The organism is Fundidesulfovibrio sp. (assembly GCF_058402725.1).
Map to the genome: position 1 here is coordinate 1 of NZ_JBZVFJ010000093.1, position 15,219 is coordinate 15,219.

Consider the following 15,219-nt stretch of genomic DNA (forward strand, 5'->3'; position numbering starts at 1 on the left):
AGGATGGCCCGGCCCCCAGCCCCCAGGATCACCCCCTGGTGGGCCATGAGTTCCGAGGAGGCCGTGAGCCCCGCGCAGGAGGAGCCGTCCAGGGGGCAAGGGTCCACGCAGTCGGCCAGTTCGTCCAGGGAGGAGCCGGTCTGGCTGATGTGCAGCACGTCGTCCAGGCAGTAGGAGATGTTGCCGAAGAAGGAGTCCACCAGCCCGTAGTCCACGGTGGCCTTGCCCGCCTGGACGATGGCCCGCAGGGCGGCCTCCGGCGTGGCGAAGGGGCCTTTGTCCAGCTCGGGGAGGTCGCGGCGCAGGGGGGGCAGGTGCTCCCGGGCCGTGCGGAAGGCCTGGCGGTACCCCTCGTCGAGGGCTCCGGCGCGGGCGAGGTCCAGGTAGTCTGCGAAGAACTTCACGAAGCAGGCGAAGCAGACCGAGCAGGCGCTCACGAAGGCCTGCTCCGGGCTCACCACGCCGTGGGCCGCCACGCCCCGGCCGGGCACGATCACGGACTTGCGCCGCCGCAGGGCCAGGGCCAGGGCCTCGGCCGTGAACTCGGAGGCCACGGGCAGGTCGTGGAAGAAGGTGCGGGTCTCGCAGTCGCTGGGCCGGATGGAGCCCCCGGAGCGTCCGGCCAGGAAATCCACGATGGTGGCGTAGGGCTCGGCCAGGGGCAGGAAGAGCAGGGAGTTGATGCTCATCAGCTCGAACACCCCGGCCAGCACCGGGGCCTCGGGGGCCTCGCGGCTGAAGACCAATTGGTCGTCCAGGGCGGCCAGCAGGGGCTGCCCGGGCAGGGTGAGGCGCGCTGCCGCCAGCTTGGCGGCGTATTTGTCCAGCAGGCGTTTCATGAAGACTCCGGCGCGGCGTCGGGCCGCGAGGGTTGCGGCTAGGCGGCCACCCGGTTGCGGCCTTCGCGCTTGGCCCGGTAGAGGCGTTCGTCGGCGGCCTTGCAGACCTGGTCGGCGTCCTGGCCGTCGGGGCCGAACTGAGCCGCGCCGATGCTCACGGTGAGGCGCGGCGACCCGCCGCCGGAGCGCACGTCCAGGCGTTCCACGGCCAGGCGCAGGCGCTCGGCCGTATGGGCCGCCTCGGGGAGCGCCGCGCCCGGCAGCACCGCCAGGAACTCCTCTCCGCCCAGGCGGCCGAAGAGGTCGTGGGCGCGCAACCCGGCATGCACGCATCCGGCGAAGGCCACCAGGGCCGCGTCCCCGGCCTGATGGCCGAAGGTGTCGTTGATGCGCTTGAAGTGGTCCAGGTCCATGGAGAGCACGGAAAGGGGCGCTCCGGTGCGGCGCGTCCGCGAGATCTCGACCTCCAGGCGGGCCAGGAGGTCCCGGCGGTTGCTCACGCCGGTGAGGGGATCGGTGGCGGCCAGGTTCTCCAACTGTTCGTTGGCGGTCTTCAGGCGCTCCAGGGCGCACAGGGCGGTCTGGTTGGCCGCCTCGAGGCGGCGCATGATCTCCTCCTGGCCATAGATGCCCGAAAGGGTGCGCGTGGTCAGAAAGGCCCGCGCCACGCCGTGGCTGAGCACCACGAAACCCGTGCCGAACACGGCGTGGGCCAGCCACCACTGGTGGTTCCAGGGCCGGGCCAGCAGGAAGCCCAGGGAGGCCTGGGCGAAGAAGGCCAGGGAGAGGCAGTAGAGCTGCATCATGGGCGAGCGCAGGCCCCGGCGCACGATGAGGACGATGCTCGAAAGATAGCACCCCATGGCGCAGATTTCCACGGCCTGCAACAGGGGCCTGCCCCCGGGGAGGGAGCGGCCCAGCGCGTCGAGCAGCAGGTCGAGCAGGGCGAAGCCCGCCAGCCAGCCGCCCCAGAAGAGCAGGCCGCCGCGACGCTCCGGGGGATCGGCCGGTTCGCCGTAGACCAGCAGGCCCTTGAGCAACAGCCCCGCCATCACCAGCCGGGCCACCGGCCCGTAGATCAGGAAGAGGGCCATGTGGTGCGAAGAGGCCCGGGTGTACACGCCGTGCAGGGCGTACACCGCCGTGAAGCCCAGGAAGGCCAGGGCCAGCCAGCGCAGCACGGGCTCGCCGGAGGCGCGGTGGCACAGCCACGTAACCAGGCTGACGAAGGCGCTGGTGGCGATGGCCAGGCCGATGGCCAGTTCGTGGACCGCGTGGCTGTCGAAGAGCAGGTCCGGGTCCTGGAACCATTGGAGATAGAGCACGGCCGCCAGGGGCGCGAGGGCCAGGCTGACGGCCAGCATGCGAAGATAGAGCCGGGTGAGCCGTTCCATGAGGACACCGGCTCCGGGGAAACCGCTTGCGGGCATGGGCACTCCTTGCGGTGAATTTCCGACCGGCATGATCGTGTATTTCGAGGCGGAAGGAAACAGGAATTTTTCCTTACACCGGATTATGTCCGCAAAAAGGAGGTGTCGGAGTCCGCAAAGCGGGCGTAGCTCTCCTCCAGGCCCAGGTGCCGGGCCTTCTCCAGGTTGGGCAGCCCCTCGGAGGTAAGGCCGCGCACGGCGTAGTATTTGGCGCGGGCCTCCAGAAACTCCTCGCGGGGCACGGGGCGGATGTCCGGGGCCAGCCCGCCCTGGCCGGGGGGAGCGAAGAAGCGGCCGGGGATGTCGTCGTGGACGCTGGTGAAGCCCAGGCGGGCGTTGAAGATGCGCTCGCGGTAGGTGATGCGCTCGCCCCGGGCCAGCAGGGCATGGGCCGTGAAGGGCTCGCCCGTGGCGGCCTGGAGCGCGGCGGCGTACTCCTCCAGGGAGGCCGCGAAGAAGATGAACTTGCAGGCCGTGAGGGAATCCACCATGGCCCCGGCGTCCTCGGAGATCTTGAGGATGCGCGCCTTGCCCTGGAAGCTGAAGCGGTCCGTGGCCACGGGCTTGCGCAGGATCTCGTGGCTCACGGGGTAGGCGCGCAGGTGGCAGCCGCCTCGGGTGGAGAGGGCGTAGGCCAGGCCCATGCCGTAGGCCCCGCGCGGGTCGTAGGCGGGCAGCTCCATGCCCTTGACGGCCATGGCCGCTTCAGGCCGCCCCGCCCCGGCGGCGTAGCGGGCCGCGCCAAGGGCCAGCAGGGGGTCGCGTCCCCGTCCGATGGCCTCGATGGTCTCCAGCACGTCCCGGGGGGTGGGTCGCCTTCCCTCGATCTCGGCGCGGCAGGCCAGGGTGACGGCCGTGGAGATGGTGTCCATGCCCAGGTCGTTGCACAGGGCGTTGGCGGCCACCACGAGTTCCATGTCCGTGAGGCCCAAAAGGGCCGTGAAGTGGGACATGGTCTCGAATTCGGGCATGGAGCGGCCGTCTGCCGCCACCTTCTTGCACTGGATGTGGCAGCCCTTGCAGCCGTGCTTCGTGGTGCGGAAGGCCTCCTTGAAGCGCACGGCGTTGAGCTCCGGAGCGTGCTCGAAGCGCGAGGCCCGGAAGTTGTCGGTGGGCATCATGCGCCGCGAGTCCATGAGGTCGTAGAGCGCGCCCGTGCCGAAGCAGGAGAAGCCGTGCCCGCCCGAGAGCACCGGCGAGGCCGCCACCAGCCGGAAGATGTCCTCCCGGGCCTTCTTGAGCCCCGCCGGGTCGGCCACGGACACCCGCCCGGAGCCCGACACGGCCAGGTACTTGAGGTTCTTGGCCGCCAGGCAGAGCCCCAGGCCGCCGCGTCCGAAGGCGTGGTGCTCGTCCACCATCACCGAGGAGAAGAGCACTCCGTTCTCGGCCGCCGGACCCGTCACGGCCAGCGAGCCCTTGGGGTCCACGGCCGCGCGGACCTCGCCGCGGGTGGCCCCGGCCAGGGCAGAAGCGTCCGTCACACGGGCCTGGCCCTCCTCCACCACCAGGCCTACGGGGCGCTCGGAGCGGCCCGTGAACACGATGCCGTCCAGCCCGGCCTTCTTGAGCTGCGTGCCCAGGCTGCCGCCCACGGAGGCGTCGCAGTAGGCCCCCGTGAGGGGCGAGCGCGAGGCCATGCAGGCCCGCCCGGACGTGGGGGCCACCGTGGCCGTGAGCGGCCCGGCGAAGAGGCATACGGGCATGTCCGGGTGGTCCCAGGGCAGGTGAACGAAAGGGTCGAGAAAGCGTCCGGCCAGGCCCCTGCCGCCGATGTCCTGCCGGGCGGCCTCGGGGTCCAGGGGTTCGCGGACGGCGCTCCCCGTGGAGAGGTCCACCCGCAAGACGTTTCCCATCCATCCGTTCATGGGGCCGGTTGATACGCGCCAGCCGGGAAGCGGGCAACCCCAAAGTTGCCGCGCCACGGAGCGGGGCGGGCTAAAGTTCCGTGTCCGCGCGGCCGATAACGCAGCTGGAGACACCCCATGAACATCGGCCCGCTGAGCGGTTCGCTCTTCGGGGCGGCGACGCCCGTCCGCCCGTACATCCCCCTCAAGACCGGGGTCGTGGAGGCCTTTGCTGACGAGATCGCCCGGCGCGCCTCCCAGACGCCTGCGGCGGAGGGGGCCCAACGCTCCGTGGACGGCGAGGGGCTCTCCGGCGCCGTGAAGGACGCTGTGGACTACGTGCGCGAGCGCCACGGCGACCAGGCCGCCCGTGCCGTGATGGGCATCGTGCTCTCGCGCGCGGGCGACGGCCCCGTCAGCGAGGACGCCCTGGGCCAGGGCTTCGTGGACGCCCTGGAGTTCATCGACCGCCAGTTCGGCATCGCTTCCGGCGACCAGGCCATCGCCCGCTTCAACGGCGCGCTCAACAAGGCCATCAACGGCTTCTACCAGAACGGCCACGACGAATCCTTCATGGTCCAGGGCGCGGAGCAGGCCGCCCAGGGCGTGGCGGTGGCCACGAACATCGCCTCCGCCGGGTTGGCCAACACCTTTGCGGACCGGCAGGACGACCCGGAGCCCTCGCTGCTGGATCAGGCCCTGGAGAACACCGAGGCCTTCCTGACCGCCGGAAAAGAGGAGGAGGAATACCCCCTCATCCCCGGCGGGGCCGATCCCCTCGAAGCGACGCTGGAAACCGTCCCGGTCACCGAGGCCGGGGCCACTCCGCTGGGCCTTGCCCGCCTTGCCTCGCGCGCCCAGTCCGCCTACGCCGGGCGCTCCGCCCTCGCTTCGGGGCTGGTGCTCGACGCCTCGGCCTGATTCCCCCCTAAAGCATTTCCCGAAAACGACGATAGGCCTTGCAAGGGAGAGGAGATTGCGGTGCGGACCCGCGCCTACGGGCAGTCCGCGCCGCAATCGGCGGACGGGTGCGTCCGCCGCATCCAGACCAAACGAGGTTCGCCATGCAAGCCGCCAGGACAGACGCTCTCCCCACCCCGCTGCGCACCGCTCTCGTGGTTTCGGCCAGCGAGGGGCACGCCAGGGTCGACAGGATCAGCTTGAAGAACGCCCGCATCCCCATCTCTCGCGCCGTGAAGAGCGGCAAGGCGGCCGTCGCCCACCTGCTCAAGCACGGGGCCGACGTGGTGCTGGTGGACGACGTGCTCGAGGACGGCTCCGGCTGGGACTTCGTGCGCTTCCTGCGCTCCGACGAGCGCCTGCGCCAGTTCCCGGTGATCCTCGTGAGTTCCTCGGGCGAGCGCGAGAGCGTGGTGCGCGCCATCCGCATGGGCTGCTCGGGCTATCTGGTGCGCCCCTACACCCTGGACACCTTCTTCCGCCACCTGGCCCTGGCCGGACAGAGCCGGAGCTACCTGGGCCAGACCCTGGGCGAAGCGTCCGAAGGGCTGGACCTGGCCGAGGAAGGACGCGCCGCCGAGGCCCTGCCCCTGCTGGAAGAGGCGGTGGAGAACCCCCGGCAGGCCCGCGCCCTCTACGAGCAGGGCATGCGCCAGCTGGCCAAGGGCGAGTACACCCGGGCCGTGGAGTGCTTCACCCAGGCCTCGCGCGCCAACAAGCGCATGGCCGAGGCCTACCTGGGCCTGGCCCGCTGCTGGCTGGCCCTGGGCGACGGCGTGCGCTACCGCAAGGCCCTCACCCAGGCGGCGGGCGTGTGCGCCGAGGCCGAGCGCTTCGAGCGCTACAAGGAGGAATTCCTGACCATCATCGCCTCGGATTCCAGCCGCTTCAACCCCTTCACCAGCCTGGGCATGCGCCTGGGCCGGGCCATGGACTGGGACGGCGCGCTCATGGCCCTGCGCAACGCCGTGTGGCTGAACCCCGACGACGCCAAGGCCCACCTGGAGCTGGCCAAGGCCTACCACTTCAAGCGCGAGCCCGAGCTGGCCAGGCAGAGCGTGAGCCAGGCCCTGACCCTTTCGGCCCACGACCCCGAGGCCTTCGAGCTCTACGAGCGCTGGACCGGCAGGCCCTGGGGCGTGCGCGGCGACGATGCCCACGAAACGCAGACCATCGGCAGGGTCCGGCGCGGGCCGGACGCCCTCCCGGCGGTGTTGAACGGAGTTCTCTATCTGGCCGGTGTGGTCACGGAAGGCATTCACCGGTTCAGGCGCGACTACGCCTAGGCCCGGTCCCGTCGGCGACGACGGGCACGGGGCGGGGCGCGGCGGCGCGAGCCCGGAGGCAGGCAGGGACGCCGGTCCCTCGGGGCACACAACAAACCGGCGGCATGGTCATCAAAGAGGCCTGCCGCCGGTTTCGCGCGTTGCGCGGGGAGACCGCGCGCCTCAAGGATAGTAGGCGTTCTGGATGCGCGCGAGGGCGCCGTCGGCGCGCATTTCCGCCAAGGCTCTGTCCACCCGGCGGGCCAGCTCGATCTGGCCGGAATTGCGCGAGATTTGAAAGACGATCTCGTAGGTGTCCAGCACGAGCGGTTCGCCCAGCAGGCGCAACATGCCCAGACTGCGGGCCACTGCCCGGATGGTGGGCACGGAGCCCGCCACGCCGTCCACGCGGCCCAGGGCCAGCTTGTTCAGGGCGGTCTTGTAGTCGGGGTCCTCGTCCTTGCGGACGGAGGCGTCGCTCTGGAAGGGCTCCGCGAAGCGCAGGCCGCGCAGCACCGCCACGGTGAGCCCCTTGAGGTCGGCATAGCTCGCGAGGTTGACTCCACTGGCCGGGAGCACGCCCACGGGGTGGACGGCCACCGTCTGTCCGCGCAGGGCGTAGGCCCCGGCGGCCTGGTTCCAGGCGAACACGGCGCAGTCCTGGCGGCCGGATTCCATCTCCGGCGTCAGGCGGGCGAAGGGCATGAGGTTCACCTGGACGGCGATGCCGGTGCGCCGCTCCAGTTCGCGGACCACGTCGGGCAGGAATCCCTCGGGGTGCTGGGAATGGGCGTCGTGCCAGGCCCAGGGGAAGGTCTCCAGGGTGGCCAGGGTGAGTTGTCCCGAGACGCCCCCCGGGTGCTGGGCCTGGAGCCGGGCAGGGCCGAGGAGCGTCGCCAGCGCGAGGGCCAGGGCCGCCAGAAGGCCCGGCGCAAGCATGCGGACCGGGAAGCGCCACGCGCCCTGGCCCCGGCGCGGGACCTGCCTGGGCGAGCCCTCGCGCGCGGTGGCCCCCGGCCCGCCTTCCGGGGTCGGGCGGCCCGCACTGCGGGCCGCGCCGATCACGCGAAGGGCGCAGGGCATCTAGCGCCCGCCGCCGCCGGGTCTGCCTCCGCCCGGGGCGCCTCCGCCGGGAGGTCCGCCGCCGGGGCCGCCTCCCGGCCTGGCTCCGGCCTGCTGGGCCGGGTCGGGCTTCTTGCCGGTGCTCGGCAGCACGATCTGCGTGGCCACCTTCTGGCCCGCCGAGAGCCCGGAGAGCACCTCGGTCTCGTTCAGGCCCGCCAGGCCCAGTTCGGGCTTCACGCGCACGGCCTTGCCGTTCTCCACCACGAACACGGCCTGCTGGTTGTCCACCCACTTGAGGGCCGAATTGGGGATCACCAGCACGTTCTTGAGTTCGCGCACCACGATCTGGCACTGGGTGGTCATCTCCGGGCGCAGACGCACGGCGTTCTCGGGGGTCAGGCGCACGAGGGCCTGGTAGTAGACGATGTTGTCGCGGATTTCGGGCTGGGGGTAGATGGTCTCCACGTCGCCCTTGAACACCTGGTCGGGGTAGGCGTCCACGCGGAACTCCACGGGCATGTCGGGCTTCACCTGGCCCACGTCGGTCTCGTCCACGTAGATCCACATTTCCAGGCGCGAGGGGTCCAGCACGGTGATCAGGTTGGCCACCTGGAGGCCGGCCACCACGGTTTCTCCCTGCTGGGTGCTCACCTGGCTGACCACGCCGCTGATGGGCGAGACGATGCGCGTGTAGGAGATGCGGGTGTTCACGGTCTCCAGGGCGGCCTGGGCCTCTTCCACGGCCTTCTGGGCCTTCACCGTCTCGCGGGCGAACTCGGTGCGGGTGAGGTCCAGGGTGGCCTTGCGGGCGCGCACGGTGTTGGCGGTGACCAGTTCCTCGCGCTGGGCGGCCTCCTGGGTGTCGTGGGAGACCAGGTTCTGGCGCAGCAGCTGGGCCTGTCGGGCGCCGTTGGCCTTGGCGTATTCGTGCTGGGCCTCGGCCAGCTTGAGCTGGGCCTCGGCCTCCTGGATGCGCCGGGGGTAGACCTCCTCCACGCGCTGCTGCTCGGCCTGGGACTTCTCCATCAGGGCCTCGGCCTGGTCGCGCTGGGCCTTGAGCTCGCGGTCGTCGATGACGGCGATCACCTGCCCGGCCTGCACGGCGTCGCCCACGCGCACGCGCATCTCCTGGATGGCCCCGGTGGCGCGCGCGCCGATGCGCACGATGGCCCCCACCTGGGCCTTCACGATGCCCGTGGCCTGGAGCACCTTGCGCACGTCGCCCATGCGGGCCTCGGCCGAGGCCAGCACCTTGATCTCGCGGTCGCCGCCGCCCCGGCGCAGCCAGAGCACGGCCCCGAGCACCACAAGAACGGCCGCGACGGCCCAGACGATCACCTTGCGCATGGGGTCAGCTCATCTCCGCGATCCAGGCGGAGAGCGGCGTTTCCACGAGGGCGCGTATTTCGGCCAGGCGCTCCTCGCTTTCGGCCTCGAAGCGCAGCACGAGCACCGGCTGGGTGTTGGAGGCGCGCACCAGGCCCCAGCCGTCGGGGAAGACGATGCGCGCGCCGTCCACGTCGATCATGTCGTGGAGGGCCCTGAAGTGGGCCTGGGCGCGCTCCACCACCTTGAACTTGATGGCGTCCGGGCAGTCGAAGCGGATCTCCGGGGTGTTGCAGGTGCGCGGCCAGTCGGCCAGGAGGCCGGATGCCTTGGCGTCGGGGTTGCGGTCCAGCACCTCCAGGAAGCGCAGGGCGGCGTAGGTGGCGTCGTCGTAGCCGTAATAGCGGTCGGCGAAGAACATGTGGCCGCTCATCTCTCCGGCGAGCTTGGCCCCGGTCTCCAGCATGCGGGCCTTGATGAGCGAATGCCCAGTGGCCCCCATGACGGGATTGCCGCCGTGGGCGGCGATGTCGCGGTAGGCCAGGTGGGAGCACTTCACCTCGCCGATCACGGTGGCTCCGGGGAGGTCCTTGAGCACTTCGCGGGCGTAGATGGCCAGGAGCTGGTCGCCGTAGAGCAGGCGTCCGGTCTCGTCCACCACGCCCAGGCGGTCACCGTCGCCGTCGAGGCCGATGCCGCAGTCCGCGCCTTCGGCGAGCACCCGGGTCTTGAGGGTTTCCATGTTGGCCTCCACCACGGGGTCGGGGTGGTGGTTGGGAAAGTTACCGTCGGGCTCGCAGAAAAGGGGGACCACCTGCGCGCCTGCAACGCGCAGCACGTCCACGGTGACGGGGCCGCCCGCGCCGTTGCCGCCGTCCACCACCACCTTGAGGGGGCGCGAGAACCTCGTTCCTTTGGAGAGAGCCTCCACGTAGGCCGGGGCGATGTCGTGGCGGGTGGCCACGCCCTGGCCCTCGGGGAAGATGTCGGCGGCCATGGTGCGGTAGAGGGCCTGGATCTCCTCCCCGTGGATGGTGGCAGGCCCGGCGATGACCTTGAAACCGTTGAACTGGGGCGGGTTGTGGCTGGCGGTGATCATCACCCCGGCGTCGGTGCCCAGGTGCTTGCAGGCGAAGTAGCACACGGGGGTGGAAACCATGCCCAGGAGCGTCACGTCCAGGCCGGAGTCGGTCATTCCCTTGGCCAGGCGCTCCTGGTAGACGGGGGAGGAGAGGCGGGCGTCGTGGCCCACCACGGCGCGTCGGTAGCCTTTCTGGATGAAATAGGCGGCGCAGGCGCGGCCGAAGACTTCCACCCAGGCCGGGTCAAAGTCCTTGTCCACGATGCCTCGGATGTCGTATGCACGGAAAATGTCGGGGACGATGGGTTTCATGCTGTCGTTCTTCCAGTTTTCTTGAGGAGTGTGTCTACATGAATTGGGACTGGGAAAAGCTCCAGGACAAACGGCAGCGGCAGTTCGGCAACGGGCCGGATTTCAAGAACATCGGGGACGAGTTCAAGCGAATCACGGATTTCAACTTCAACATCCCCGGCGGCCCCAAGCTGGTGGCGATCGCCGTCGTCCTTTTGTGGATCGCCTCGGGCATCTACATCGTGGAGCCCGACGAGGTGGGCGTGGTCCAGCGTTTCGGCGCCTACGACCGCTCCACCGGTCCGGGACCGCACTACCACATCCCCTTCCCGGTGGAAAGCGTGCAGACCCCCAAGGTCTCGCAAATCCAGAAGGTGGAGGTGGGCTTCCGCAGCGTGGGGACCAAGGATGGCGGCGGCTCCCAGTACAAGGCCGTGCCCGAGGAAGCCCTGATGCTCACGGGCGACGACAACATCGTGGACGTGCAGTTCATCGTGCAGTTCCAGATCGGCGACCCGGTGGAATGGCTCTTCCGCATCCAGCGCCCCTACGAGACCGTGAAGGCCTCCGCAGAGGCCGCCATGCGCGAGGTGGTGGGCAACAAGACCATCGACACCGCCCTGACCACCGGCAAGCTCGAAATCCAGAACACCGCCAAGGAGCTGCTCCAGTCCATCCTGGACCGCTACAACTCCGGCGTCACCGTGGTGGCCGTGCAGCTCCAGGACGTGCACGCCCCCAAGGACGTCATGGACGCCTTCAAGGACGTGGCCAGCGCCATGGAGGACAAGAACCGCGTGATCAACGAGGCCGAGTCCTACTCCAACGACATCCTGCCCAAGGCCAGGGGCCAGGCCGCGGCCATGCTCAACGACGCCCAGGCCTACAAGGAGTCCGTGGTGCGCAAGGCCAAGGGCGAGGCCGCGCGCTTCGCCTCCATCCTGGCGGAATACGACAAGGCCAAGGACATCACCAGGGAGCGCATGCTCATCGAGGCCATGGAGGAGATCTTCTCCAACCCCGAGCTGGAAAAGGTGATTCTTTCCGACGAGGCCCTGCGCCAGTCGGTGCCCTACCTGCCCCTGGACCGCCAGGGCAAGCCGGCCGCAGGCCGCAAGGGAGGCAACTAGCCATGCGCCGCCTTCTCTTTCTGGGCATCGGCGCGGCCCTGGCCGCCATCGTCGCCCTGCAGAGCGTCTTCACCGTGGACGAGGGCCAGCAGGCCATCGTGCTCCAGCTGGGCAAGCCAGTGCGCGACACCCTCGGCCCCGGGCTGCACTTCAAGATCCCCTTCATCCAGAACGTGGCCGTCATCGACTCGCGCGTGCTCAACTACGAGGCCAACCCGGCCGACGTGCTCACCAAGGACAAGAAAACCCTCCTGGTGGACAACTTCGCCAAGTGGCGCATCGTCAACCCGCTCCAGTTCTACCGCACCCTGCGCACCACCGAGCGCGCCAAGTCCCGCCTGGACGACCTGATCTACGCCGAGGTGCGCGTGGCCATCGGCAGCTACACCATGGAAGAGGTGGTCTCCTCCCGGCGCGCCGAGATCATGTCCATCGTCACCAGCAACGTGAACGACACCGTGAAGAACTTCGGACTCCAGATCATGGACGTGCGCGTCAAGCGCACCGACCTGCCCCCCCAGAACGAGAAGGCCATCTTCGGGCGCATGCGCGCCGAGCGTGAACGCCAGGCCAAGCTCTACCGCTCCGAGGGCCAGGAGGAGGCCGCCAAGATCAAGTCCGGGGCCGACAGGGAGCGCACCGTGCTCCTGGCCGAGGCCGCCCGCGAGGCCGAAGTGCTGCGCGGCCAGGGCGACGCCGAGGCCACGGCCACCTACGCGGCCTCCCTGGGGCGCTCGCCGGAGTTCTACTCCTTCATGCGCAGCCTCGAAGCCTACCGCAAATCGTTCAAGGACAACGGACGCGTGATCATGACCCCGGGCTCGGGCTACATGAAGTATCTCAAATAGCCCGAGGCTCCTCGCACCGGCTCGCGGCCCCCTCCCGGACACGCTCCCGGAGGGGGCTTTCGTTTCCGCTGCGCACGCCTGCACGGCCGGGGAGGGGGTTTCTCCGGCGGGGCTGCCCGCCATGGCGCGAAGGAGGCCTTGATAGGATTATTTCCATAGTATTCCCGCATGGTTTGACTGCTCAGCGCCGCTCCCCGCGCTGGCGCGTCTTGCAAATCGCCCCCCCCGGGTGTACCCCGTACCCACCTTCACGCGGCCACCCAGGCCGCTCTCCGAGGAGTTCCATGCGTTCGTTCGGCTTCAAGCTGCTGCTCCTGATGGCCCTGTTCGCGGCCCTGGTGATCAAGGGCGGCCAGCTCATTTCCGGGCAGAACACCCTGGCCATGGCCAAGCTGGTGGAGCGTTCCTTTCCCGAGCCTCCCACCGCTGCCCAGCCCCGCCCCATCGAGGAGGAGTTCCGGGGCGTGAGTCCGCTGCCCTCCCTGCTGGAGGGCTCTCCCGCGCGCAAGGAAGGCAAGGACCGGCCCGTGGTCAGGCGCAAGGCCGTGAAGACCCAGGCCGTCCAGTCCAAGGAGCCCCAGAAGCCCTCCCAGGCCAGGGAGGCCGCCAGAAAGCCCGCCCGCAAGGGCTGACCATCCCGCCTCCGCACGGGGGCCGCCCCGACGGCGCGGCCGCATCCCGGCAGGTCGTCGCCTTCGGGAACGTCCCGAAGGCTTGACAAGCCTCGCGAAAAAATCGAATTCACTTCGCTTGCGCCGGACGGCGCGCCACTTCCGCCCAGGGGGACCACATGGGTCTTGAGCTGATCAAGCTGAACACGAGCATCAATTTCCTCGGCTACCGCAAGTACGCCTACATCTTTTCGGCGCTCCTGGTCCTTGCGGGCCTGGTGTCGCTGGTGGCCAAAGGCGGCCCCCGCTACGGCGTGGACTTCGCGGGCGGCATGACCATCCAGCTCAAGTTCGCCAAGGCCGTCACCCCCGACGAGATCAAGAAGCCCCTGGACGGCGCGGGCCTGCACGGCCTCTCGGTGCAGCGCCTGGGCCAGGACAAGGACAACACCTTCCTCATCAGCGCCTCGGAGCGCGGCGAGCCCCTGGAGCAGGTGCGCGCCAAGGTGAACCAGACCCTCAAGACCAGCCTGGGCGAGGGGGCCTACGAGGTGCAGCGCATGGAGGTGGTGGGCCCCAAGGTGGGCGCGGACCTGCGCCAGGGCGCGCTCAACGCCATCTTCTGGGCGGTGCTGCTCATCGCGGTGTACATCTCCGGGCGCTTCGAGCAGCGCTGGCTGGCCGCCGCCGCCATGGCGGGGGGGCTGGGCCTGGCCATGTGGGGCTTCAACAGGATGGGCTTCTCCACCGGGGCGCTCATCGGCGTGGCCCTCCTGGTCACCCTGGCCCTGTGCTGGGCGCTCAAGCTCAAGTTCGCCCTGGGCGCGCTCATGGCGGACATCCACGACATCTTCGTGACCATCGGCATCTTCTCCATCTTCGACCTGGAGTTCGACCTGACCATCGTGGCGGCGCTGCTCACCATCCTGGGCTACTCGCTCAACGACACCATCATCGTCTACGACCGCATCCGCGAACGCCTGCACGTGGACAAGGACCTGCCCCTGGAGAAGCTCATCAACAGCGCCGTGAACCAGACGCTTTCGCGCACCATGCTCACGTCGCTCATCACGCTCTTCACGGTCACGGCGCTCTACCTCTTCGGCGGCAGCGTGCTCAAGGACTTCGCCCTGGCCATGATCATCGGCATCGCCACGGGCACCTTCTCCTCCATCTTCGTGGCCAGCGCCATCCTGCTCGACCTGGGCGGCGGGCTCGACGCCTTCCAGAGCGACGAGCCCCAGGCCGCGGCCCAGGGCGGCAAGGCGTGAGCCCGATCCCCTCGGGGCACGGCGATGGCCACGAGATGAGCCTGCTCGACCACCTGGAGGAGCTCCGGGTGCGTCTGGTGCGCTGCCTTCTCGCGGCCGCCGTGGGGTTCGCCGTGTGCTTCGCGTTCGCGGAGCGCATCCTGGAGATCCTGCTGCACCCGCTCAAGCAGGTGCTGCCGCCCAAAAGCGAGCTGATCACCACGAGCCTCACCGAGGGCTTCTTCGTCTCCATGAAGGCCGCCTTCGTGGCGGGCCTGTTCCTGGTGAGCCCCATCATCTTCTACCAGATCTGGAAGTTCATCGCGCCCGGGCTCTACGAGTCCGAACGCAGGCTGGCCGTGCCCGTGGCCTTCTTCACGGCCCTGTGCTTCGTCTCGGGGGCCTGCTTCGGCTACTTCGTCGTCTTCCCCTTCGGGTTCACCTTCCTGGCCAACTACGCGGCCGACGTGGTCACGCTCATGCCCCGGCTCGCGGAGTACTACTCCTTCAGCCTGGGGCTGCTCTTCGCCTTCGGCATCATCTTCGAGATGCCGGTGTTCATCTTCTTCCTGGCCGCCTTCGGCATCGTGGACCACAAGTGGCTGCGCCAGAAGCGGCGCTGGGCCATCGTGATCTTCTTCGTGGTGGCGGCCGTGCTCACGCCCACCCCGGACGCCGTGAACCAGATCCTCATGGCAGCTCCCATGGTGGTGCTCTACGAGATATCCATCTGGGTGGCCTACTTCTTCGGCAAGAAGCGCCGGGAACCCGAACCGGAAGCCCCGGTCGGCGTGGAGGGCCAGCCCGCCGCCGAGGGCCTTGCCGCCACCGATTCGGCCCTGGAGGACGCCCGCGCCTCCGAGGAGCCCGAAGCCCCGGCCCCGGACACGGAAGCCCCGGCCCCCGAAGCCCCGGAGACGGAAGCTCCGGACACGGACACGGCGGATCACGAAGCCGTAGCTTCGGCGCCCGCCGCCCCGGAGACGTCTGATCCCGGGACGCCTCCCGGACAGGCTCCGGCTTCGGACGCAGCCGAAACCGCATCGGCCTCCGACGCCCAGGACCACGGCGAGGCCCCTGCGCCGGAACCCCGGGACCCGCAGGACAAGAAGCCCTCCTGATCCCTTGCGACACGGCAACCCGGCGGCGGGGGGGAGCGCGTGGCTAGTAGATCGACAAGACTTTTTTTTTTTTTTCAACCCAAAAAAACAACCCTTCCAAACTGGGTGCGGTTTAACTTAACGGTGAAAACAGCACATGCCAAACCGTCAGTCTG

At 69.3% G+C, this 15,219-nt stretch carries 12 protein-coding genes and 1 pseudogene; 7 read left to right on the forward strand and 6 right to left on the reverse strand.

The window, feature by feature from the left end:
• The 3 genes from ACV4UX_RS12550 to ACV4UX_RS12560 form a co-directional block, all read right to left on the reverse strand.
• On the reverse strand, nucleotides 1-839 hold an 839-nt coding region (locus ACV4UX_RS12550), incomplete at its 3' end, for a class II aldolase/adducin head domain-containing protein (protein WP_491593619.1).
• Nucleotides 840-877: 38 nt separating this feature from the next.
• Nucleotides 878-2,269 (reverse strand): GGDEF domain-containing protein, encoded by a 1,392-nt coding sequence (locus ACV4UX_RS12555; RefSeq protein ID WP_491593620.1) that lies wholly within the window; start codon nucleotides 2,267-2,269, stop codon nucleotides 878-880.
• An 83-nt stretch (nucleotides 2,270-2,352) separates the two neighbouring features.
• Complete coding sequence (locus ACV4UX_RS12560; protein WP_491593621.1) at nucleotides 2,353-4,137, reverse strand: aldehyde ferredoxin oxidoreductase family protein; 1,785 nt, start codon at nucleotides 4,135-4,137, stop codon at nucleotides 2,353-2,355.
• A gap of 117 nt (nucleotides 4,138-4,254) precedes the next feature.
• On the opposite strand from ACV4UX_RS12560, the gene ACV4UX_RS12565 reads away from it, so the two are divergent.
• Nucleotides 4,255-5,037 (forward strand): hypothetical protein, encoded by a 783-nt coding sequence (locus tag ACV4UX_RS12565; RefSeq protein WP_491593622.1) that lies wholly within the window; start codon nucleotides 4,255-4,257, stop codon nucleotides 5,035-5,037.
• Nucleotides 5,038-5,180: 143 nt separating this feature from the next.
• Nucleotides 5,181-6,362, forward strand: coding sequence for a tetratricopeptide repeat protein (locus ACV4UX_RS12570; RefSeq protein WP_491593623.1), 1,182 nt, complete (start codon nucleotides 5,181-5,183; stop codon nucleotides 6,360-6,362).
• Between the two features lie 162 nt (nucleotides 6,363-6,524).
• On the opposite strand, the gene ACV4UX_RS12575 is transcribed toward ACV4UX_RS12570, so the two are convergent.
• Genes ACV4UX_RS12575 through ACV4UX_RS12585 form a run of 3 tightly spaced genes read right to left on the reverse strand, consistent with a single transcriptional unit; the run spans nucleotide 6,525 to nucleotide 10,125 of the window.
• A complete protein-coding gene (locus ACV4UX_RS12575; RefSeq protein ID WP_491593624.1) occupies nucleotides 6,525-7,424 on the reverse strand; it encodes a substrate-binding periplasmic protein in 900 nt (299 codons plus the stop codon).
• The gene (locus ACV4UX_RS12580; protein ID WP_491593625.1) at nucleotides 7,425-8,753 is read right to left on the reverse strand and encodes an efflux RND transporter periplasmic adaptor subunit; all 1,329 of its coding nucleotides are present in this window, start codon (nucleotides 8,751-8,753) and stop codon (nucleotides 7,425-7,427) included.
• A 4-nt stretch (nucleotides 8,754-8,757) separates the two neighbouring features.
• The gene (locus tag ACV4UX_RS12585; RefSeq protein ID WP_491593626.1) at nucleotides 8,758-10,125 is read right to left on the reverse strand and encodes a phosphomannomutase/phosphoglucomutase; all 1,368 of its coding nucleotides are present in this window, start codon (nucleotides 10,123-10,125) and stop codon (nucleotides 8,758-8,760) included.
• 38 nt (nucleotides 10,126-10,163) lie between these two features.
• On the opposite strand from ACV4UX_RS12585, the gene hflK reads away from it, so the two are divergent.
• The 5 genes and pseudogenes from hflK to tatC all read left to right on the forward strand — a co-directional run.
• Nucleotides 10,164-11,234: an FtsH protease activity modulator HflK gene (hflK, locus tag ACV4UX_RS12590; protein ID WP_491593627.1), complete on the forward strand. Its 1,071-nt coding sequence runs from the start codon at nucleotides 10,164-10,166 to the stop codon at nucleotides 11,232-11,234.
• 2 nt (nucleotides 11,235-11,236) lie between these two features.
• Nucleotides 11,237-12,082 (forward strand): protease modulator HflC, encoded by an 846-nt coding sequence (gene hflC, locus ACV4UX_RS12595; protein WP_491593628.1) that lies wholly within the window; start codon nucleotides 11,237-11,239, stop codon nucleotides 12,080-12,082.
• A 284-nt stretch (nucleotides 12,083-12,366) separates the two neighbouring features.
• Nucleotides 12,367-12,714 carry a hypothetical protein gene (locus tag ACV4UX_RS12600; RefSeq protein ID WP_491593629.1) on the forward strand — a complete coding sequence of 116 codons (348 nt, stop codon included), beginning with the start codon at nucleotides 12,367-12,369 and terminating at the stop codon, nucleotides 12,712-12,714.
• Between the two features lie 158 nt (nucleotides 12,715-12,872).
• Nucleotides 12,873-13,964 carry a protein translocase subunit SecF gene (gene secF / locus ACV4UX_RS12605; RefSeq protein WP_491593630.1) on the forward strand — a complete coding sequence of 364 codons (1,092 nt, stop codon included), beginning with the start codon at nucleotides 12,873-12,875 and terminating at the stop codon, nucleotides 13,962-13,964.
• A 35-nt stretch (nucleotides 13,965-13,999) separates the two neighbouring features.
• A pseudogene (tatC, locus tag ACV4UX_RS12610) lies at nucleotides 14,000-14,725 on the forward strand (twin-arginine translocase subunit TatC); the annotation flags it as partial.
• Nucleotides 14,726-15,219: the final 494 nt, after the last annotated feature.